The organism is Pseudomonas paralactis (assembly GCF_001439735.1).
GTDB classification, from domain to species: domain Bacteria; phylum Pseudomonadota; class Gammaproteobacteria; order Pseudomonadales; family Pseudomonadaceae; genus Aquipseudomonas; species Aquipseudomonas paralactis.
Genome location: NZ_JYLN01000001.1, coordinates 383,655 through 404,677, shown reverse-complemented (window position 1 = coordinate 404,677; position 21,023 = coordinate 383,655). Strand labels below are relative to the sequence as shown.

The window sequence follows — 21,023 nt, the reverse complement described above, 5'->3', positions numbered from 1 at the left end:
CACGTCAGCTCATGGTTCCGGAATGAGCGCCAAGCGCCGGAATAGGCTGACGAACATAATAATTGTCGAATTCACTGCTTTCGATGAACTGGAAGCCATGGCGGGTATAAAAGCGATTCGAAGCGCTTTCTTTGAGAGCCCCCACTTTAATGGGAAGCGCAGCCGCATCCGCCTCTTTGAAAATCTGAGAGAGAACAGCAGACCCTACCCCTGATCCTTGCGCACTCGGTCTTACATACAAGTGGTCGAGCAAGAGTTCATTGGGGTGATGTTTCACCACTACGAAACCCACCCTCTCTCCAGACGCCTCGATATAGCGTGTGTCGCGAGCTTCAAAGCCGCCGACAAACCGCTCCCGCGCACGGGCTGGATCAAATCGCCCAACACGCTCCAGACTTTCGCGCATGGCCTCAATTCGAATGGCTACCAGGTTATCCAAGTCGCTTTGTTGAACTGGGGCCAAAGTGATGGGGGAATTTTGATTGGGTGCGACGGGCATATTGGGTGCTCTAGCTACCATCCTGGGGGCTCAGTATAGAGAGCCTGATACTGATGACGCGACCTGCGTGGTATGTTCACGGCATACATGGAGTAACGGTCCCCAGGAAGGAAATTGCAATGCCAGTGGACACCCACGCAATCCGCATTCTCTCGCAACGCCTGAGCATCGAGCCCTTCTGCGAGCAGGACGCTGTTGAGTCTTTCTCTTGTATCTCACCGTCTCTGACTCGCTACATGTCCTGGGAACCGCCTGCCTCGCTGGAAGAGTACGCGCAGGTCTGGAAAAGGGGACGGATTTACTTCTAGGAAATATCCCCTTTTCATGCATTGAGCGCTCTAAAACTTAGTAAAAGTCATAGTAAAGCGCCCATTCGCCGGTTTCGATGTGCTTCCAGAACATCAGGCTGCCGCTGTCGATCACATTCAGGCCGATCTTTGCGTCTGACGAAATTTGAAAGACAAACTCAAAACCTTCACCTGGATCCACTCCCGCCTGACAGAACGACGGGTAGCCGCCGATCTTGTGTTCGTAAGTGTGAGTGATCAGGTCGTAATAGCTCTGTATCTCGCCCGCACGTTCCAGTTTGAGTATTGCTTGTTCAACATCCGCCGGCACGCTACCGCCATCCCACAGAGGAAAGTCCTCCGGCACTGCCTGGGCTTTTAGCGGGAAGGCTTTGAGAAATGAATCATCTACCGGCAGCGCTTTACGCACCAACACATCCTGCGGCCCATATTCGCGGATTACCCAGTTATTGCCCATGGGCTCAAAATGCTCAGGAAACGGGTTTGAAATAAACACCGTCAGAACACGAACCCCTTTCAGTCGAGGGCTGGTGAAGGGAAGGGCGGGCAGGTAAAACTGTGCATAGGGGAGCAGCTGTTGCCCAGCCTGATTGGTGGGCACGCCTTCGTCGGGACGGAACAGGAAGATATTGCCCAGCCAGCTTTCTTCGTCGGTGCCTGAAGGACGAAAGCCGCCGGCACTGAATTTTACGGCGCGGCGTACCAGGCGTTGTTTGATTTCTGAAGTGTCCATGGAAATGGTGCGTTTCCTTTTTTGTTGTCCGGCGTAAACGCTATAGCGGGTGGCCCTGTATGCTGTTCTCGGGCGACTAGTGAGCCTAAATCTGTCCCCTTTTCGGTCAAGCCCAAAACAGATGTTCCCGGTGCCATGCGAGATATTTGAGGTGTTGAGGCGATAGCTTCACGTTCAAATCTACTGAGCAATTCAGGATTTTCCGGTCACTGTCAGACAGGTACGTCGAGATTAGGATGTGCCCCTCATCGTCAAACGAAACATAGCCATTGTCAAAAAGGGTGTCGAGGCTTGGGTTTAGAAGCAACCCGTTGTATACGTCGAGCCGTTCTGCGTTGCTCGACTCACGCCAAGGTTTGATGTGAGAGGCTTTGAGAATGTCGATTTGCGAGCAGCCCGTGGCGGAGCATTTGCCCCAAAGCTCTACCAGTTTCTTGCGGAAAGCGCCCTGACCGACTCGCGCGAGTATTATCTGAGTTTTTTCTGTTTCAGTGAGCATCGTGTCAGCCAGAATCTGCTGCTCTTGCCCCTTTGCGATGACCTCAGCCACATCCTCGGTTAGCCAATATTTTCGAGTAGCACCAAAGCTTCCATTGCGGCTTGGCTTAACACCAATTGAGATGCAGAAACGTTCGAACTCGAGCTGCAAACTTCCATTCTGGACAGGGTATGAACCATAGATCCTGTTAAGGGCAGCGTTAGTTCTGCTACCGTGTTTGTCCTGATTGGAACCATGGACTCGGATCTTGTTTTTCTCGTAACCAATAAAGCGTGATGGAGCAAAAGAGATACCCGATTCATTTAGGTAGGGCAGATAGCACTTCCCATGTTTGACGAGGTCGAGATAGATCTGTCGATCAGCCCCGGCAGAACAACGCGCACGGTCCAGCTCAGCAAGGTTTTCTGCTACTTGCTCTTCGTTCACTACCAGCTTCATCGCTGCTCCATCGAATGAAAAGCCCGGCTCATTGGCTGGACGTTAAGGTCAGAAATCCCGATGACCGCAAGTAATTGCTCACGAATCACGTTCATTACGCTTCAGGCATGGCCGAGCACAATTCAATATTACTGAACTTCCAGAGAGTTGCCTACGGCTCGTAGCTCGACCTGCATTAGGGGAAACTTTGCGGTTAACCGAAGCGCATCGCAGGACGTTCACCGCAGCTCACGGATCCGCACTTATCATCAGGAATGGAATGATACCTCCAGGTTCAGTAGCACTTTTGGACCGAAAAAAGGATAGGTTTATTTTCCAAACTTAAAATTCCTATTCGCTAGAAAACTAGAGAAGTAAAATAAATTTGTCCCCTTTTTCGTCCCCTTTTTCTTTTAATCAATCAACTCTTGATCGAAAATTTCATGCTGCTCAACAATTATATCAAGAGATCGGTAGAGCATTTTGTGAACCTTGAAATGTTCCGCTCTTTTTATTTCACCCCTTGTGGCGGACGATTGGTCTACATAAGACCAAATGTAAGTGTCCACTGAACTTGCTTTCAAGCCTACTGCTCCAACTCTATATAAGCATGAAAGCATAGCAATTAGTAAGTCGGATTCTTTTATGTTGCTGTTAGGTTCGTAATATTTCTTTACTGTTGTAACGCACGGGTCTCGAGGGTCTCCGGCACTCAATCCGATCATTACTTCTTCTAAAATCGTATCTTTTACCATGGATTTGGAAAAGGTTGCTTTGATGTTTCGTAGGACTTCTACTGTTTCATCAAAGCTCGGGAAAACATTTCCCCATTCTTCTTTTAAAGATTTCAGCCGCTTTTCGGAATACTGAGCTTCGGCTGCAAGTAAAGCTCTCCAAGATATTCTCTCGCGTTCATAAGCGATCGCAAAGCATTCGTTAACAAACTGAAGAACGTCCCTGGGCCTTCTTAGCGTCCTTTCAATTATAAAATCAATTGCTGTTTGCCCACCGCCTTTTCTCGGTTTAGGAAAGAGATCGTTAATGATTACTAGTTGTTTTGTATATTGGCTTTTAAAGACCTCATTGATCCGCAACTCAACCATTCTAGTCAAGTCCTCAACTGACCATTTAAGACTCATTAAGTAAGACTCATATTTTTCTTGCTGAAATCCTGAGTCTCGAGTTCTATCAAATACTTGATCTAAAAGGTCCTCTCTCAATGCTGCAATTATTTTGACTTGCCTTATCTTTCTAAAGCTTTTAATTTCCTCTATTAGCGCCCTAATAAATCTAACTCTAGTTTCAGTTGCTGCCCACTCTTCATCCAAATGATCTATAAGGATGAAGAATTTCTTTTGTGGGTCCGAGAAGGAATGTTCGGACAATAATTCCAGAATTTCATTAAGCTTTCTGATTTGTAAGCTGCTTACTACTTGACTGGCTCTTTGTTTAACTTCCGTTCGTTCTTGTTCAGATAGTTTTAACGCTCCATCGGACGAAAGATTGATTCCGGCATACTTCAAACCTATTGAGCTCTTCGTATCGGTTTCAAGTTTTTTTGTAATCTCTCTCAAGTGCTCATCGGTGTCCAACCAAAAACTATTTCCCCACTCGTTAAAATATTCTATTGCTTTTCTCTTTGTAACATCTCTGCTAAATGAATTAAAAAGGCCGTCGATAAAGCCTTTGCTATCATTCTCGGATTTTATATCATATCTTAGCTTAAGAAATTCTACTGTAAGTACATGCCGCCATAGGAGGCGATAAAACAAATCAAGGCTTACTCCCAAAGTGTCGAAAAACTGAACAATATCAGAGCTTTCCAAAAACCTAATCGACACATCATTCGGATCCAGCCTCACATGCTTCTGCGTCGTTTGGGCTATTTTATAAAGAAGAGCGCTCTTTCCCGACCCAGTTCGTCCGAGAACAATGGATGCAGGAGAGTCGACATCCATGATCTGCGCCAAATAGCCATTATCTACAAAGCACTTGTTGAGCAGGTCGGTGTCGGCCTCTGCATCAAGTGCACCAACTTTAAGGTTTCTTGTTATTTTCAAGTTCTTTTCATCCATGACGCTTGATCCTGATTTTTAGTTTCTGGAAGAATTAGGAAATAGTATATCCTGATGCTTTTAAGTCTTTAATTACGCTATAAGCAACTTCTTCGATGCTTTTGTCAAATTTTTTATAAATAATTCCATTGACATCGCTTGGTAGTGAAACGTTGCCTGTGTATAGGCAGCAAACTCTTGAACGTCCGAATTTACCTATAAAGTAACCAAACTCAAATATCACATTCGGGCGAGCTCTAAATTCTTTATTGCGCTCCGAATCGGGTTTTTCCTCCTCAGCAACTAGATATGCAATTTCATCAGGCGTCAACAAGATAAATACATAGCCGACATCGCTGTGCTTTTCAAATTTCTCAATAATTGTCATCCCTTCATCAGCTTGCCTGTGGAGTACCACAGGCTCCAAACCTATTTCATGCAGAAAAACTTCGAGACTGGTTTTGGAGATTTCATCGCGACCGTGAACTACAAATACTTTTTTAGTTCGAGGTTGTTTTTCAGAGGGGATATGGTTTTGCGTACTCAAATCAGAAGCTTTGGTTTCGTCAATAGGGATCAGCTCTATTCTTTCAATAATTGAGTCGATCCGATGAATTTTGTTATCAACTTTTTTGAAAGCGTCCGCGATTTTTTCACCTAGCGATGATTCTCGCATGGAAATCACCGCTACACCATAATGGCTATACTCTTTCGCTAGTTCGTCCGTACTGAAGAGTTGCTTCAATAATTCCTTATTGAAAGCATCCCATTTCTGATAATCCCTCAATAACAGGTCATATGCTTCTCGGGTGTCGACTTTCCTTTGCTTGAGTTCTAGGCCTTTTTCAATTCGCTCTCCCAACCTGTTTTTTGCTTCGTCACGCGGTTGAATCAGCTTTAAAGGCATAGGAGTGGTTTGTTGAGTCACGCGTTTTGTGGCCATGATTTTCCTTGAGAGAGCTGCAGTTAGATTTCAACACACTAGCAAACTGGCATCACCTGATCCATAGTCTTGTCATATTTATAAAAATTATGTATTTTCAATGGGTTACCTATATTTTTTGATATTTACATAAGCGGTTTTTTCTAAGTTAACCTTTTGACAAAGTTCTGGACATTGGCCGGATGCAGAGATCGGTACCGCGATGGATGGTTCAGCCTGTTTTTCAAGCGTTGCCAGTCGTCCGCTATTGGCTGAAAGCAGTCGCCGTTTTCGCCATCGCGGAGGGTTTGTGCTGAGGCCGGAATTCACCAAGGCCATATCCTCCAACTCGCCGAGTCGTTGTATGTGGCTTACAACGACGCGGCGATTTATCGGTCTAATGAGTTGAAGAGCTGCTCATCAGCAAGGGCAGGGCGCTTCGCGGTCAAGAAGTCTGGCGGTGAGGAGTACGCCCAGTTCGCTCAGTTGGTAGATGGCGAGGGCGATGTCGCGGTGTTTGCCGTTGAGGTCTTCGGACAGGTCGAGCAGCAGGGTGCTGACGCTGGTGAAGGTTTCGTAGCTGTTGGTGATGAGGGTTTCGTTGCTGGCGTTGGGGGCAACGTTGAAGAGGGCACTTGAATCTGCTTTTGACATGAGTAGACATCCTGAGTGATGCCACCACCTTTCCGCTACTAAACAGTGGGTGGCAGCTGTACGCAGGTTAGTAGACCGGTGGATATCTAAAGCCGGCGCGCCCGAAGACGCCCTACGCACAGCCACCATCAAGCACAGACGCACTGTCTGATTGGTGACGCTCATGCACTTATAGATACCCAAATTCAGGCTACTAAACCCGAATCACTGAACAATTCAGCGACCGAGCCACCTTAGAGACGGCTACCTCAGCGCACAAGCCGGCGGATTCTGACGCACGCGTAGGCAATGGAGCAAGCCGCGGCGCGTGAATCGGATTTTGCCTTCAGGCGCTACCAATTGCGGTGAAAGATGCAGTGCTCAACATAACGCCTGATCTGTGCCGCTTTCGCCCAGCTCCGCGATCAACTCGACGGTGTGTAGGAAAAATCTGAACCAGATTTTAAGCGCTGTGTGGGCGGGCGACCTGCCGCCTAGCACGTACTACGCTTAAGGCGAGCAATGTCGCTCAAGGAGGACCTCATGAAACTACATATCGTTCTTTTTTCTGCTTTGCTGGCTTTAGGCTTCGGCACCAATGCGCTAGCCGTTGGCAAAAATCCTTTCAATGAGCCATGTCGTGCAGACGACGGCTGCACTATCCCGTACATTCATTGGGAACAGGGGTAAGTACCGCCGGGCAACGCAATATTTACTGTGTTGCCCGCTCATAGCGGAAAAGCGGACAGATTTATTTCTAGGAAAATAAATCTATCCCCTTTTCGGTCCATACGATTCAAGCAATTGCTGTTAAGAAATGCGATGCGCCCAGCTTGTCATGTAGCACCGGGTATGGGATGACGGTAGCTTTGAAAAGATAACGTGAAGTGAAGGCCAGCAAATAACCGTAGAATGGTTATTTGCCGGATTTGAAAGGGGGTTTATACCTTAGCGTTCACTGGTGCCACCAACAGAATCAGATATAACTTTCATGCCGCAGTCAGCGCAGTCTTCCACGGTTGACTTCACAGCATCAACCCGTTCTCTCATGTTTTTTGCGTCTTTTACTTCCTGCTTCCCTTGCTCAATACGCGCATCATACTTTTGTTGATAATTATCTTTCGTGCAGCCCATATCGTCGGCTGGGCAGCGATCAGCATGAGCGCTGGTCGAGGCTGTGAGGATAAGAAAGGCTGCTAATGTCGAGGCTTTCATATTTTATTCCTTCAAGTTACCTCATTTAACTTCAAATGAGATATTGAGGTTATATCTCATCTACGGCGTAACCATGCGCAAATACCAAATAAGCGTTATTTGTTCACCTTTTGCCGTCTAGTAACGTGCTCTGTTGCACGTCTGAAATAAGTGTAGTGTAAAAATGCCGCAACGAAGGCGTGTGATGGTCACTCATTGCGTTTCAATCTGGTCTGCCTAGTGGATCCCCGAGAGAAAACAACATGCATATCGAAATGTCCGCTTCTGGCAGAAAGCGTCTGCCTTAGCGGCACATCGATTGCCACCAAGGCCACCAGAAGCTAAATCGCCGAGTCGTTTTCTGTGGCGTATGACGACGCGGCGAGCTAAAGGGCTAATCATCACCCAGGGCAGGGCGCTTCGCGGTCAAGGAGTCTGGCGGTGAGAAGTACGCCCAGTTCGCTTAGTTGGTGGATGGCGAGGGCGATGTCGCGGTGTTTGCCGTTGAGGTCTTCGGACAGGTCGAGCAGCAGGGTGCTGACGCTGGTGAAGGTTTCGTAGCTGTTGGTGATGAGGGTTTCGTTGCTGGCGTTGGGGGCGACGGTGAAGAGGGTGGTTGAATCGTTAACCATGGTTAAGTTCCTTGCTTGGGCCACTTCCCCATCGCTACTAAACAATAAGGGCGGTAGCTGTACGCAGGTTAGTAGACCGGTGGAACCTAACAAAACCGGCGCGTCCGAGGACGCCCTACGCACAGCCACCATCAAGCACAGACGGGAGCGTCTGATGGATGAAGCGTGTGCACTTGTTAGGTCTAAGGTGGGCTACTAAACCCGATCACTGAACAATTCAGCGACCGAGCCACCTTAGAGACGGCCACCTCAGCGCACAAGCCGGCGGATTCTGACGCAGGCGTAGGCAATGGAGCAAGGTGCAGCAGGGGAATCGGATTTTGCCTTCAGGCACTGCGTGATCGTTTGGGGTTTTCGCGAGCAAGCTCGCTCCTACAGGAGTGACCTTGCAGTGTTCGTCACCTCAAACGAAATTGTTAGCATTGAACGCGTTTCATATTGGAGGCAGGGATGGATGACACGATATGAGATTCAACCAATAACATACCTTCCGCGCCAGATACAGGCGCTGGAAAAGGAAGCCGTTGGCGAGGGTTTCAGGTTTCTCACGCGTCTGATTAACGAATGGCACTCTGGAGCAAACCGCTTTGATGCACCCGGCGAGTGTCTGATGGCGGCCTATTTGAATCAGCAACTGATAGGCATCGGCGGTCTTTCAGTTGATCCCTATGCTGACAATAATGTGGCCAGACTGCGGCGGGTGTACGTCGCAGCTTCGGCAAGGGGGCAACACGTCGGGAAGGCGCTGGTAAAGGCGCTTGTTGAACGTGCCGCTCTCAGGTTTCAGATCGTGCGTCTTTTCACGGATACGGCTGAAGGAAGCGCCTTTTATGAGCGCTGTGGCTTCAAGCGAACAGATGAGGCCCAGGCGACTCATATCATGCAGCTTGGAGGTTTCTGAGGGGGGTAGCCGCACCAGTGGACTGCGGAGTCGACATGAACGTGTTTTTGCTTTTCAGCTATGAAGGGCGTATCGAGCGTGCCCAGCGCTATCGACACCCAGTCGGCGAATTCCCCTTGAGACCGCGACCAGAACAATGCCGAGCCGCAGTGCGTGCAAAATTCGCGCAACACTGCCTCTGAGGATGCATAGGTTTTGATGCTGTTGGCGCCGGAAAGTAGGCGTAGTGCGTCACGGGGAACACTGCCGTAAGAAGCGAATGCGGCCCCGTGACTTTTGCGGCACTGGCGGCAATGGCAGTGGCTCACTGACTTTGGCGTGGCGGATAGCTCGTAAGTGACGGCTGCGCATAAGCAGCTTCCCTGATACACCGTTGTCATTCGCTTTTCCCGTCATGCGAAAAACGTCAGCGTAACCGTCCCGCTCTAGCCAGTCGACCTACCCATCAAACCAAACCGCCGAGTCGCTGTAGGTGGCTCACGACGACGCGGCGGTTATCGGGCTAGCAAGTTGAAGGGCTAATCATCAGCCAGGGCAGGGCACTTCACGGTCTAGGAGTCTGGCGGTGAGGAGTACGCCCAGTTCGCTCAGTTGGTGTATGGCCAGGGCGATGTCGCGGTGTTTGCCGTTGAGGTCTTCGGACAGGTCGAGCAGCAGTGTGCTGACGCTGGTGAAGGTTTCGTAGCTGTTGGTGATGAGGGTTTCGTTGCTGGCGTTTGGGGCGACGCTGAAGAGCGTTGTTGAATCTGCTTTTGACATGAGTAGACATCCTGAGTGATGCCACCACCTTTCCGCTACTAAACAGTGGGTGGCAGCTGTACGCAGGTTAGTAGACCGGTGGATATCTAAAGCCGGCGCGCCCGAAGACGCCCTACGCACAGCCACCATCAAGCACAGACGCAATGTCTGATTGATGAAACTCATGCACTAATAGATACCCAAGCTCAGGCTACTAAACCCGAATCACTGAACAATTCAGCGACCGAGCCACCTTAGAGACGGCTACCCCAGCGCACAAGCCGGCGGATTCTGACGCAGGCGTAGGCAATGGAGCAAGGTGCGGCAGGGAAATCGGATTTTGCCTTCAGGCGCTGCGTTATCGTTTGGGTTTTTCGCGAGCAAGCTCGCTCCTACAGGAGTGGGTTGTTATCAGGGTGCGGGTAGCTGGACAATAGAGGCTGACGAGCCAGCAACGAAGCACCAGATGTGCGAACTTTTGGTTCGTTCGGGTGGGCTCTACAAACTGCAAGATTATTGATCGGAAAAAACCAATGCTAGGGAAAGTCAGCAGTAAACATCTTGTCTGGGGCGCAGTCGCACTTTGCGCGACCCTTTTGTCCGGATGCGCTACGTCACGCTACGACGGCAAGCACGCACCGGACCCGAGTAAGGCGATCATCGTGGGTTCGGTTGGTGAGAGCTTTCCGATGATGCAGCCCCATGGGCTGGTGGTTGAGATCAAGCAACAGGGAGCCCCCGGCACCGCAATACGGCTGACAACGCTGGGCAATGAAGATGATCAGCCATCTCCCTCTGTGCTGGGCCATTACTTCATGTATGAAGTGCCGCCGGGTGAGTATGAGTACACGCAGTGGCATTACGTGTATTACGCGGGTAAGTCGATGCCGCGCCCGGTGCCTGCGGTTTTCTCGGTGAAGGCCGGGGAAACTCTCTATATCGGCGATCTGCGCGTCGATGCCCTGCGCTTTTGCCTGTCCAACGTGAACAATGCCGAGGACACGGTGCAGGCGCTCAAGCGCAAGTACCCGATGCTCAAGGACCGGAACATCGTGAATCTGACGCCGAAGAGCGGTTTTGCGCCTTGGCCGAGTTCTGATGCCACTGACTTCGGTAAAGGGTTGTGCACGATTTGAAGCCGGTACCGGTGACAGTCATCAAACCCGACGCCCATTGATCCACGTTCAAGGAATTCATGCATGAAGCGCTCTACGCTACTCTGGGCCAGCCTGTTCGCAGGCCTGGTCTCACTGACCGGTTGCATCAGCGGTCCGGACCTCAAAGGCCAACCGTTCTTCACGTCACCGGCTGAACCTCGTGCGGATGAGGCCACGGTTTACTTTTATCGTACGACGGCGAGCATCGGTGGCGGGGTCGCCCCGACTATTCAGGTCGATGGCCGCACAATCGGCAGCTTGCCTTCCGGTAGTTTTTTCAAGGCCGGCATTCCCGCCGGCAAGCACAGCGTTGCCTCCACCTCGCCACCGATCATCAGCGGTATGGTTAACCAGCGTTTCGATATCACCGTCGAGAATGGCAAGGTGTATTACATCGCCGATCAACTCAGCACTTCTGACTACAAGGATGGGCAGACCTTGGGTGAAGTCGACGGCCGTCGTTTCAGCGGAACAATGTTTTACTCGCGCTACGCGCTTGTGCCTGCCGAGGAAGCGCTGCGTTCTATCAAGTGGTGCCAGGAGCTGCCGGCAACCGCACGGTAACCACGCGTCCAACATCATCCAAAGCCAACTTGCCGACAGAGAACAACCCCACACTACCGCGGCACTGTGGGGTTGTTAGCCGTCGCGCTTGAACCGCCAGAAATATCCGACTAAAGGTAGGGATAAGCAGGAAGGCTCAGTGGGTGGACGGTCCGGGGGCGATGTCGAGGAGATGAAGGCGGGGCCTCCATCAAGCGCCAGGTTGGCCCCCGGCGGCATCAGTAAGCGCGTGCCTCTGCTCGGCTGGATGGGGCACCGCTGCGCTCAAATAATCTATGCGAAAACTCCAGCACCGCCAGCAACAATTGAACGGCACCCAGCACCAGCAGGAAAGGTGAAGCGCCACTGCTGACGGCCACTCCCTGCACTACCACTACGATCACGCGTAGCAGGGCGCTGAGACGGGCATGTTCGCGTGTAGGGGCTCGCCAACGTACAACGCCCCACACAAGGTATGCCCAGGCGCCGATGTTGAGCAGGAACATAGCCGTGGGGTCGAGCGCCGAGAAGTGGCTGTCGAAGCCCAGTTGCAGATCAACCCATTGGATCAGTGCATAGGCCCAGACGGACACGATCGGCAAGGCGAAGGGAGCCATCGCGAGAATGTCGTATGCAGCGCCGACACGTACGATTTTTTCATGGGTGGATTGGGTCATTGCGGGTCTCCTCCTGGAGTGGCTGGGTCAACAAGTCGCGGATTTCCTGGAACTCACCCGATTTCAGTCCAAGATGATGGCGCTCGGCCAAGACCTGAACGATATGCGCAGCGCGGGATTCTGCGTCGACGATGTAGCCGGGCACTGCCGCCCGTTGGCGGAGTGCGACAAGGTCACTGAAGCGTTCATCCGCCGCCATGATGGTCTTCGCCACCGTCGTCTGAACGTTGCAGAGCCCCAGCACGGCAAAGAATGTGTGTGGGTTTTCCAGGTGATAGATTTTTGCCAGAGCGTTCAGCGCCGCCTTGGAGACCGAATATGAGAGCATCCCGGCACGTTGGCGCAGTGCCGAAATCGATGATGAAAACACCACGGTGCCGGGAGGCTGCGTCGCACTCAGCAGGATATCCAGGACCATTTTCACCGCGCCCAGGTTAAGTGCCAGGATGCTGTTGAACTCCTGCATCGAGGTTTGCGTGGCCAGTTGTGGAGGGCTGCCGAACCGGCCCGCATTCAGGTAGACGGTGTCTACCGGGGCGGAGGAGCGCGACAGCAACGCCTGTAAGGTTGCCGGGGCGCGGTCGATATCGGTCAAGTCGCACCTGAGGAAGTGAAAGCGCTCCTGTGACGGGATGTTGGCCGCAGGATTGCGTGATACCGCGAGCACCTCGTCGCCCCTGGCCAAGTGATAACGTGCCAGAGCGTTGCCGATACCGGTGCTCACACCGGTGATCAATATGCTAGCCATGATTGCCCCTAGAATTTGCCGATGTGATAGCCGCCATCGGCGCTGAGCACCGAGCCGGTGATGTAGCTGGATCGGCGGCTCAACAAAAACACGATCGCGTCGGCGATTTCCTCTGGCTGGGCAAAGCGTTTCATGGCGGTCACGTCACGCTTGCGCTGGGTGTTTTCCGGATGGGCCGCCAGCCGTTCCGCAGAGTTCATACCGCCCAGTGTCGGCCCGGGCGCTACGGCGTTGACGCGTACGGCAAAACCGGATTCGCTGTCGCAGGCATTTTCCATGGCCGCGACCTGCGTCAAGGCATTGAGCGCGGTCTTGCTGGCGACGTAGGCGGCCTGATTGGCCATAGGCATCACGCCCGCGCACGAAGACACATTGACGATCGCTCCATCGGGGTACCGGCTGATCAGTTCCAGTTCTTTTTGCAGGCAGTAAAAGGGGCCGTTCAGGTTGGTGTGGATGACCCTGTCCCAGTCCTGCGGTGCGCTGGTCGCGATCGGCGCGTAGGGGGCGGTAATGCCTGCGTTGTTGATTGCAAAGTGCAACTGATCCACCTCGCCAGCCACCGTCGCGAATGCCTCGGCTACGGACGTGTGCGACGCCACATCGCAAAAGATGAACTGCGCCGAAGCCCCCAGTATCTCTAGCGCGGCGTCGGCCTTTTGCTGGTTCCTGCTCATCAGGAACAGGCGTGCGCCCGCTTTGGCCAGTTGTTTTGCCACCGCCAGGCCGATGCCGCTGGCACCGCCGGTAATGACGATGTTCTTGTCTTGAAATTCCATGTTATTGATTCCCGTAGTGGATGTGAGCAGGACGCTTGTAGTGCTCATTCACGCAGCAATACACCCGGTCGAGTTGCGGGTTGCTCTTGTCCCGAAAGCAGTTACCGTCAAACCGGCATTGCTGAACCTTGTCTTCATGGCCGGCGAGCGATTTGCTGATCAGGTCGTTATCGGCGAAGAGGGCTCGGCTCATACCGATCAGGTCACAGTGACCCAGCCGCAGTTGATTTTCTGCTTCCTGCAGGGAGCCAATGAAACCGGCATAGCCGACCGGCAGCGAGGTGAACGACTTGATCAGGTGTACCCCTTCGACGAACTGTTGCTGAATCGTCGGATGGGCAGACAGCATGTAGCGGAAGGTTTCCTTGATGGTGATCGAGCACATGATTGCCGAGGTCCCGGCGTTTTCCAGGGCCGCCACCACATCCTGGAGCAGTTCCGGTTGCTGCCCGTTGGCGCCTACGCAATCATCAATGCCCAGGCGCACGGAAACCTCCAGCTCTCCTGCGGTAACCCTGTGAATGCGGTCGATGACTTCCAACAGAAACCGCGCTCGCTTGAGCGGGCTGCCGCCGTAAGCGTCATGGCGATGGTTGGTCCAGGGCGATAGAAAACTGCTCAGCAGGTAGCCGTTGGAGGCCTGAAGCTGGACCATCCTGGCGCCGGCCTGTCTGGCTCGCAGAGCCGCTTGAGCAAACTGATCGCAAACGACGTCGATGTCCTCGACACTCATCTCCAATGCCTCGGCGCTGCGGCTGCCGGATAACGCACTGCGGCTCGGGCAAAGCAGCGGTTGGCCGCTGATCTGTGTGCCACCTTGGGCGCCGTAATGCTGAAGTTGCACCACCACTGGACAGTCCCGCTGGCGACCGTACTCCACCAGCGGCGCGAGCTTTTCCACGTTGGCATGGCTATGCAGGCACAGGCCTCGCGCATGCAGACGCGTGGAGGGCGCTATGGAGGAGTTGCCCAGCACCACCATGGCGCAGCCACCGTCGATTACATGTTGATAGAACCTGAGCATTTCCTCGGACAGCGAACCGTCCGAGGTGGCCAGGTCGATGCCCATCGGTGCGAAATACATGCGGTTTTTCAGCGAAACGCCCTGACCGATCATCAGTGGGCGTTGTGATAACTCATAGCTCATGGGCGCAGGATCCTCATGCCACGATTTGCTCGGGGGCCAGAGGGTCAGGTGAGGAGCCAGCGTTCCATTGCATCTGCCCGGCAAAGAAGCAGTGGCACTTGATCGTTTCACGCAGTTCGCTGGCCTGGCTCTTGGACAGTTTGTCGAACACCAGCACGCGCTGGTCGGGTTCGCCGGTGGAGCAAGTCGAAGCAACGGGCAGGCTGAGGAAGCCGCCCCCTTCGATATACAGCGATACGGTCGTAACCGTGCTCCAATTGATGCCTTCGGCCTGGTGAGTCACCAGCACGCCCAGTACCGAGAGCAGGCTCAGCCTGGCTTGCAGCGCACTGTCGGCGTGATGCACGAGGATGTTCTTGGGCAAGCGATCGGAAGGGGTGAACCAGTGATCCTGAGGGTAGTTCAACGAACGCATGCGTTTGAACAGCGGTAACTTGATCACTGCGCCTTGCAGCCAGAGACGCGATACCAGCCGACCGTTCTGATAGAAGTTTGCGCACTTGTCGATGGACTTGGGTTGCGATCGCTTCAGGCCGTGGGTCTGTTGCACCACGACTTCGACCTCGTAAGCCGATTCGGTGTAGGCGTTGAAGGAAATGCGCAAGTCTTCGATGGAAATGGAAACCGTACCGCGCTGATGGCCCAAGTAGTTGTAGACGTAGTGGTACATGGCTTGCCTGGCCACTTCGATCAACATCAGGCCCGGTACATGTTCGTGCTGCTTGTTGTAGAAGTAGTAATTCTTGGTGTCGTTGATCAACAGGTAAGAGCCCTGCCTGGCCTTGTCCCACTGCGCGAGCGACTCAAGGCATTCGATCATGCGTATTATCTGGTCGGGCGGTATGTGGGCATCACCGCCCTGAAAATGCTGGGCCAGGTAGCGTTGGGCCTGGTGGGGGATGAATTCAGCCGTGAGGATGAAGTGGTCGTCGCACTCGGTGTAGAAGTCAGCCAGGCGGATCTCGAAGGTGGAGAGAGTGCCGGCCTGTTTCGCGCTGAGGGTCAGCGGCAGATGGCGCAGCACATACTGGCCGTCTTGGGCACGGTACAGCTGTTTGAACAGCTCCTGATCCTGGGGGTTGCCAGCCAGTAGGTCGGCACCGATCGAAGCACTAAGAAAGCTGGGCAGAATCAGCCTGGGTCGACCGATCAATACATCCCTGGGTGTGTCTTTGTGCAACAGATGAGGGTCAATTAAGTCTGCGCTGTTCATGAGTTGCGATCTCCAAGTGAGCGAGTTGGGGAATGTAGGGGGAGACGGGACAGCAAACGCTTGATGATGAGCCCATGTACCGGCGCCACCGGCAGCATGTACAGGCGGCCGAACGTGTTGAAGGTCTTGACGGAGGTGGTGATATGCAGGCAGCGCGGTTGCGTGAGAGGTGTATCGATCGAGACCATGACCGCCAGGTGGGTATCGCGTGAGGTCAGTACCAGCTTCTGTGCGCTGATGGCTTCGATGGTGAAGAAGTCGAGCTTTTCGCCGACCACCGGGGCGCGCTGAGGTGTCACACCCGAGAACCCGCCGATCCGCTCGACGTGAAAGTGCTGCGAGATGCTGTCGCGCAGCCTGAACGCGCCTTTGAGCCAGGCGGGCGTCGCGGCGGTCATCTGGCAGTACAGCTCCAGTGGCGTGGCTTGGGTGTCGATGAGTGCGCTGGCAGAGTGCAGAAACCCCAGCTCGTTGCGCGCGGCCACCAGGCTGGCGCACGGTGGGATCTGGTTATTTGACGTCTTCATGCGTGAGGGCACCTTATTGCAGCAGCGCGATTTGTGCCTGCTCGGCCTGCAGCAGCATGTTCTCGTAGAGTTGGTCGGCGCTGGCCTGGTCCTCGATCACTTGTGCAGCGACATTCCGAGCGGTGACGTCGATTGATTCGTCATCGATGAACACCGATTCGTAAATCCCGACTACAGGCAGGTAGATGCCTTTGACGTACGCCACCGTCTGCTGCAACGGCCTGAGCAATTCATCCAGGGTGTAACGGTTGAACCCGCCGGCGCGGTAGCCGGTGGAGGGCGCACCCACCGTGGTGATGATCATGAATTCCTTGTCTTTGAGCTTGTCGCCGCCGCGTGCGTAGGCATAGCCGGGGGTGAAGACTTCATCGATCCACTGTTTCATGATTGCCGGGCAGGAATACCAGTACAACGGAAACAGCAACACGATGCGGTCATGGGCATTGAGCAATGCCTGCTCTGCACCCATATCGAACCCGGTGGGCGTCACCGCGCTGGCCAGACTATGGACCTTGACGCCACGCTGGCTGATCTTGCCCATGATCGCGGTATTGACGCGGGAAACCGAAAGATCAGGATGGCCAGAAATGACAATGACTTTTTTCATGTAGATCGTGTGTCCCATTTATAGTCGGTTGGAATGCCGATGCAGCGTTATTTAAGAGCAGGCGCCTGAGGTTGTAACCTAACCTTTTGGGGAGTCGGCTCGGCCGACTTGCCCGCAGCGGCAGGCCATTTGCGCTGCTTCAGGCCACTTCTCGATCAGCCAGGCAGGGCGGCACACTGATCCAGTTGGCCATGATCTTGTGCCCGTCGATCACGGTCAGCTTGCCCTCGCAATGAGCGTCGAAACCCGCGTTGCGCAACAAGCGGGTAATTCCCGGCGGCGATACCGTGATTAATTGGCGAACCTTGTGGCAAGCGGCGACCTTGAGCACTTCATGCAGCAGCGCTACGGCGTTGGGCGATGACAGGGAGTGGCCCGTGAAGGTCTGTTGTTGCAGGTCGACGGCGGCAAACCGGGAGATTTCCCAGATGTGCGCAGAATGAGGAAGTGCCCGGCCACCCAGCACCTGGGGGAACACTTCCTTGAGCAGATAGGGTTTGTGCGTGGGCAGCAGCCGCGCCACACCGACGATGTGTGGGCCTTGACGGGCGATTACGTACACCGTGTCGTCGCGGTCAAATTGGTCCAGTTCCTCACCGACCGCGCAGTCCAGATGCCACCCAAGTTTTTCGACAAATACACGATAGCGATACAGCAACAGGGCCTGCCACAGTTCGGTCGGTAATGTCAGGCGCGTACCCGTGGTTATATACATGAGGAACCCTCGGCAAAAAATCGAGGGGCCATTCGGCAGAATAATCGAACACTTAGGTACTGCTCTTTTGGGCAGGTGTGTCGTGAGGGGGCGCGTATTATTGTTGTTGTTCACACTGAGCGACATTAACGCATCAGGGGGGCGCCAATCAGGTGTGTGTCAGACGAGCAAGCCCAGTGAAGTGGCGCGCACGACGGTAGCGGTGCAGTTATGCACGCCCAGTTTCGAACCTGCATTGCGCAGGTGAAATTTGATGGTTTCTCGCGATAGCGAGAGTATCAAACCGATCTCGTGGGCGGTCTTGCCATCGGCTGCCCACTTGAGCACTTCACATTCACGCTGCGACAGGGTTTTTTCCTGCGGTAACTGCCAGTGCGGCGTCAGCACGCGCAAGAACCCCTGATGAGCGACATGCACCAAAAACCGCATGTATTTTTGATTGGCGGCAAGCTCTTGGGCGGTAATAGGGTCATTGGAGCGCGCCAGTGTCAGCATGCCGCCGCTGCCGCGGCCGTCCAGGCAGGATTGCGCCCAACCATGGGCCAGCCCGGCGCCGCGGGCTTCTTCCCACATCTGTGGGTTTTGCCGGGTCATTTGCTCGTCCCAGACAATCGGTATCGTCGATTTCGTGCAGTGCTGTACCGTCGGGTCCACGGCGATGTATTTGCAGTGGGCGTAGCGTTGTCGCCATGAAGGCAGAAAATTATTGCTCATCACGATTTTGGGGCGGGTGACGGGGATAGGGATTCGGATCCCATAGGCGCAATAGTCGAACCCCAGGTGTTTTGCCGTGCTGACGATCCGAGCCAACAATTCAGCTTCGGTTCGGGCATTGTCGATCGTGTCCAGCACATCATCCATCCACTTCACTGTCATTCTCCTTGAATTGACCTTTACGCTCTATCTGCGCCGAAAACGACTGTCGCACGCACTGACGGCACCACGCCGGTGTCATCAACGATGTGGGTTTAGATGCTCGGCGTTAAAGTTAGACACATTTATGCAGCGCACTCGGCCTTCATACTTTTGGCGCGAGAAGGCGTTGCAGGTATCGCGATACGCACCTTTGGGAGTGAGCAGTGGAGCGTGCAAGGGGCGAACTCCATTTAGCCGGTGCCCTGATCAATTTCAGCGGGGGCAGCTGAGGTAAGGCGTGTAAGGGTAGTGCTGCGTAAAGTTGCTTTACAAGCAGGCGGGGGCATTCTTCATGTTGGTTTCATTTGTTCGGCTTCGCGCCGAGTTGTGCGCAGGGCGCGAGGTGATTTCGTCAAACTTCTGATTCGTTTCGGTGTTAAAAACCCGCGCCTACAGAAGTGACATGTTGGGATGGTACTGTGGCGTCAGACGATGGAGGACTGAACATGACATTGACGGTCGACACCCTGCTCGAATTGGCCATGGCCAACCCTATCAATGCGCAACTCACCGCGCGCTTGCCGGATCTGGGTGTACAGCAGTGCATGCTCACGGCGGGCTGTTTGTTCCAGGCGGTGTGGAACCATCAGGCGAATCTGCCGGCGGCTCAGGGCGTGAAGGACTACGACGTTTTTTACTTTGACGAGGACCTGTCCTACGAGGCGGAAGACGCGGTAATTCGTGCGGCGCAGGGGCTGTTCCAAGACCTGGGGGTGAATGTGGAGGTTAGGAATCAGGCGCGGGTGCACCTTTGGTATGGTCAGCGGTTTGGCCGGCCTTACCCGCAGTTGCATTCGGCTCGGCAGGGGGTTGACCGTTACCTGGTGGCGGGTACGTGCATTGCGCTGGATATTGCTTCCGGTGAGGTGTATGCGCCTTATGGATTGGAAGATGTGGAGCAGGGCGTGCTGCGCATCAATCCGCTGCACGCGGAGCCCGAGCTGTTTTTGCACAAGGCCAGGAGTTATCAGGCGCGTTGGCCGTGGCTCAAGATAGTCGAGCCGGGCTGAGCCCCAATGCTGTAGGAGCGAGCTTGCTCGCGAAAATCGTTAACGATAACGCGTGCCTTCAGATTAAACGCGGCGCCCGTGAGTTTTTCGCGAGCAAGCTCGCTCCTACAAAAGTGCCGCGCCGAGTAGGCCGCAACTTATCACTACCAGCCATGGCGGCAGTTTCCACACCATCAACGCGACCAGTGCCAGCAACGCCAGGGCGAGGTCATAGCCATTGAAAATCGCGCTGGTCCACACCGGCTGGTACAGCGCCGCCAACAACAGGCCAACCACCGCCGCGTTCACCCCGACGAGCGCGGCCTGGGTACGCGGGCTTCTGCGCAGGTTGGCCCAGAAGGGCAAGGCGCCGAAGATCAGCAGGAACGACGGGGCGAAGATCGCCAGCAGTGCGATCACCCCGCCAAGCCAGCCGCTCGGGGCGTGGGTCATCGAGGCGCCGAGGAAGGCGGCGAAGGTGAACAGCGGGCCGGGCACGGCCTGGGTGGCGCCGTAACCGGCGAGGAAGACGTCATTGCTTACCCATTGGCTGGGCACCACTTCGGCTTGCAGCAACGGCAGTACCACGTGGCCGCCGCCGAATACCAGCGCACCGGTGCGGTAGAAGGCGTCCACCAGCGCCAGTGTGGGGTTGAGCGCCCATGTGGCGAGGATCGGCAAACCCACCAGCAACAACAAAAACAGCATCAACCACAGGGCTCCGGCGCGGCGGCTGATGGCGATGGGCAGGGCGTCGGGCTCGTTGCTGTTCTCGGGCTTGAGCAACAGCAGGCCGGCCACGCCTGCGACCACCATGACCCCGACTTGAGCCCAGGCGGAGGGCTCCAACAGCACCACGCACGCAGCGGTCAACATCAACGCCACCCGTAACACGCCTCGGCACAGGTTGCGCGCCATGCCCCACACGGCCTGGGCCACCACGGCTACGGCGACCACCTTGAGGCCGTGCAGCGCGCCATGGGGCAGGGCGCTGCCGTAGTGGGTCAGCCCCAGGGCAAACAGGATCAGGGCGATGGCCGACGGCAAGGTGAACCCGGCCCAGGCTGCCGCCGCGCCCCGGTAACCTGCTTGGGACAGGCCCAACGCGATACCGACCTGGCTGCTGGCCGGGCCTGGGAGGAACTGGCACAGGGCGACCAGTTCGGCATAGCTGCGCTCGCTGAGCCAGCGGCGGCGGGTGACGAACTCTTGGCGAAAATAGCCCAGGTGCGCAATCGGCCCGCCGAAGGAGGTGAGGCCCAGGCGCAGGAAGATCAGGAACACTGACCAGGGGCTGCTGCGGTGATCGGCAAGCTGGGGCAAGGGGATGTCTCGGGCAACGGTGCTGGATGTTACCGACCATAACCAATTTTCATGACGCGTAGAAGCGTGGGTATTTTGCCGCCACCATTGAATTTATCCGCGGTTGCTTGAGTCACTTAAAAGCAGTGTACTGTTTTCCATCCACTGGACCTC

25 protein-coding genes are annotated in these 21,023 nt (G+C 54.4%); 5 read left to right on the top strand and 20 right to left on the bottom strand.

Annotated features, from left to right (window positions below; translation table 11 throughout):
* Positions 1-4 precede the first annotated feature (4 nt).
* From TX23_RS01945 to TX23_RS01915, 6 genes are all read right to left on the bottom strand, one after another.
* A complete protein-coding gene (locus tag TX23_RS01945) occupies positions 5-499 on the bottom strand; it encodes a GNAT family N-acetyltransferase (protein ID WP_057700785.1) in 495 nt (164 codons plus the stop codon).
* 345 nt (positions 500-844) lie between these two features.
* On the bottom strand, positions 845-1,540 hold the full coding sequence (locus TX23_RS01935; RefSeq protein ID WP_057700783.1) for a DUF1963 domain-containing protein: 696 nt from the start codon (positions 1,538-1,540) through the stop codon (positions 845-847).
* Between the two features lie 106 nt (positions 1,541-1,646).
* Positions 1,647-2,477, bottom strand: coding sequence for an HNH endonuclease (locus TX23_RS01930; RefSeq protein WP_057700782.1), 831 nt, complete (start codon positions 2,475-2,477; stop codon positions 1,647-1,649).
* 392 nt (positions 2,478-2,869) lie between these two features.
* A complete protein-coding gene (locus TX23_RS01925; protein WP_057700781.1) occupies positions 2,870-4,531 on the bottom strand; it encodes a P-loop ATPase, Sll1717 family in 1,662 nt (553 codons plus the stop codon).
* Positions 4,532-4,565: 34 nt separating this feature from the next.
* Positions 4,566-5,453, bottom strand: coding sequence for a TIR domain-containing protein (locus TX23_RS01920; RefSeq protein ID WP_057700780.1), 888 nt, complete (start codon positions 5,451-5,453; stop codon positions 4,566-4,568).
* A gap of 399 nt (positions 5,454-5,852) precedes the next feature.
* Positions 5,853-6,086: a DUF6124 family protein gene (locus TX23_RS01915; protein ID WP_057700779.1), complete on the bottom strand. Its 234-nt coding sequence runs from the start codon at positions 6,084-6,086 to the stop codon at positions 5,853-5,855.
* Positions 6,087-6,608: 522 nt separating this feature from the next.
* On the opposite strand from TX23_RS01915, the gene TX23_RS27945 reads away from it, so the two are divergent.
* Positions 6,609-6,755, top strand: coding sequence for a hypothetical protein (locus TX23_RS27945; protein WP_156382957.1), 147 nt, complete (start codon positions 6,609-6,611; stop codon positions 6,753-6,755).
* A gap of 258 nt (positions 6,756-7,013) precedes the next feature.
* Here TX23_RS27945 and TX23_RS01910 read toward each other — a convergent pair whose 3' ends face one another.
* Entirely contained in the window at positions 7,014-7,280 is a 267-nt protein-coding gene (locus TX23_RS01910) for a hypothetical protein (RefSeq protein ID WP_057700778.1), read from the bottom strand.
* Positions 7,281-7,660: 380 nt separating this feature from the next.
* Positions 7,661-7,891 carry a DUF6124 family protein gene (locus tag TX23_RS01905; RefSeq protein ID WP_057700777.1) on the bottom strand — a complete coding sequence of 77 codons (231 nt, stop codon included), beginning with the start codon at positions 7,889-7,891 and terminating at the stop codon, positions 7,661-7,663.
* Positions 7,892-8,345: 454 nt separating this feature from the next.
* Here TX23_RS01905 and TX23_RS01900 point away from each other — a divergent pair, with 454 nt between their 5' ends.
* Positions 8,346-8,792: a GNAT family N-acetyltransferase gene (locus TX23_RS01900; protein ID WP_057701129.1), complete on the top strand. Its 447-nt coding sequence runs from the start codon at positions 8,346-8,348 to the stop codon at positions 8,790-8,792.
* Here TX23_RS01900 and TX23_RS26745 read toward each other — a convergent pair.
* Together TX23_RS26745 and TX23_RS01895 are read right to left on the bottom strand one after the other, a co-directional pair.
* Positions 8,765-9,172, bottom strand: a complete 408-nt coding sequence (locus tag TX23_RS26745) for a GFA family protein (protein ID WP_082629549.1) — start codon at positions 9,170-9,172, stop codon at positions 8,765-8,767. The two genes, TX23_RS01900 and TX23_RS26745, sit on opposite strands and share 28 nt — an antisense overlap.
* 145 nt (positions 9,173-9,317) lie before the next feature.
* A complete protein-coding gene (locus TX23_RS01895) occupies positions 9,318-9,551 on the bottom strand; it encodes a DUF6124 family protein (RefSeq protein ID WP_057700776.1) in 234 nt (77 codons plus the stop codon).
* Positions 9,552-10,063: 512 nt separating this feature from the next.
* Between TX23_RS01895 and TX23_RS01890 the strand changes: the two genes are divergently transcribed.
* Positions 10,064-10,666 (top strand): hypothetical protein, encoded by a 603-nt coding sequence (locus TX23_RS01890; RefSeq protein WP_057700775.1) that lies wholly within the window; start codon positions 10,064-10,066, stop codon positions 10,664-10,666.
* Between the two features lie 63 nt (positions 10,667-10,729).
* Positions 10,730-11,251 (top strand): DUF2846 domain-containing protein, encoded by a 522-nt coding sequence (locus TX23_RS01885; protein ID WP_057700774.1) that lies wholly within the window; start codon positions 10,730-10,732, stop codon positions 11,249-11,251.
* Between the two features lie 218 nt (positions 11,252-11,469).
* On the opposite strand, the gene TX23_RS01880 is transcribed toward TX23_RS01885, so the two are convergent.
* The 9 genes from TX23_RS01880 to TX23_RS01840 form a co-directional block, all read right to left on the bottom strand.
* Complete coding sequence (locus tag TX23_RS01880; RefSeq protein ID WP_057700773.1) at positions 11,470-11,907, bottom strand: hypothetical protein; 438 nt, start codon at positions 11,905-11,907, stop codon at positions 11,470-11,472.
* Positions 11,888-12,655 carry an SDR family NAD(P)-dependent oxidoreductase gene (locus TX23_RS01875; protein ID WP_082629548.1) on the bottom strand — a complete coding sequence of 256 codons (768 nt, stop codon included), beginning with the start codon at positions 12,653-12,655 and terminating at the stop codon, positions 11,888-11,890. The genes TX23_RS01880 and TX23_RS01875 overlap by 20 nt, the downstream gene beginning before the upstream one ends.
* A gap of 8 nt (positions 12,656-12,663) precedes the next feature.
* Positions 12,664-13,434: an SDR family NAD(P)-dependent oxidoreductase gene (locus TX23_RS01870; RefSeq protein WP_057700771.1), complete on the bottom strand. Its 771-nt coding sequence runs from the start codon at positions 13,432-13,434 to the stop codon at positions 12,664-12,666.
* A 1-nt stretch (position 13,435) separates the two neighbouring features.
* Positions 13,436-14,581: an oxidoreductase gene (locus TX23_RS01865; RefSeq protein ID WP_057700770.1), complete on the bottom strand. Its 1,146-nt coding sequence runs from the start codon at positions 14,579-14,581 to the stop codon at positions 13,436-13,438.
* A 13-nt stretch (positions 14,582-14,594) separates the two neighbouring features.
* The gene (locus TX23_RS01860; protein WP_057700769.1) at positions 14,595-15,794 is read right to left on the bottom strand and encodes an AfsA-related hotdog domain-containing protein; all 1,200 of its coding nucleotides are present in this window, start codon (positions 15,792-15,794) and stop codon (positions 14,595-14,597) included.
* Positions 15,791-16,321 (bottom strand): DUF2867 domain-containing protein, encoded by a 531-nt coding sequence (locus TX23_RS01855; RefSeq protein ID WP_057700768.1) that lies wholly within the window; start codon positions 16,319-16,321, stop codon positions 15,791-15,793. Before TX23_RS01855 ends, TX23_RS01860 begins: the two co-directional genes overlap by 4 nt.
* A 13-nt stretch (positions 16,322-16,334) precedes the next feature.
* A complete protein-coding gene (locus tag TX23_RS01850; protein ID WP_052199940.1) occupies positions 16,335-16,928 on the bottom strand; it encodes an NAD(P)H-dependent oxidoreductase in 594 nt (197 codons plus the stop codon).
* 139 nt (positions 16,929-17,067) lie between these two features.
* Entirely contained in the window at positions 17,068-17,643 is a 576-nt protein-coding gene (locus TX23_RS01845) for an acyl-homoserine-lactone synthase (RefSeq protein WP_057700767.1), read from the bottom strand.
* A 159-nt stretch (positions 17,644-17,802) separates the two neighbouring features.
* On the bottom strand, positions 17,803-18,519 hold the full coding sequence (locus tag TX23_RS01840) for a helix-turn-helix transcriptional regulator (RefSeq protein ID WP_054898586.1): 717 nt from the start codon (positions 18,517-18,519) through the stop codon (positions 17,803-17,805).
* A 485-nt stretch (positions 18,520-19,004) separates the two neighbouring features.
* Here TX23_RS01840 and TX23_RS01835 point away from each other — a divergent pair, with 485 nt between their 5' ends.
* Positions 19,005-19,568, top strand: coding sequence for a nucleotidyltransferase family protein (locus TX23_RS01835; protein WP_057700766.1), 564 nt, complete (start codon positions 19,005-19,007; stop codon positions 19,566-19,568).
* Positions 19,569-19,673: 105 nt separating this feature from the next.
* Here TX23_RS01835 and chrA read toward each other — a convergent pair whose 3' ends face one another.
* Positions 19,674-20,870 carry a chromate efflux transporter gene (gene chrA / locus TX23_RS01830; RefSeq protein ID WP_057700765.1) on the bottom strand — a complete coding sequence of 399 codons (1,197 nt, stop codon included), beginning with the start codon at positions 20,868-20,870 and terminating at the stop codon, positions 19,674-19,676.
* Between the last annotated feature and the right edge of the window lie 153 nt (positions 20,871-21,023).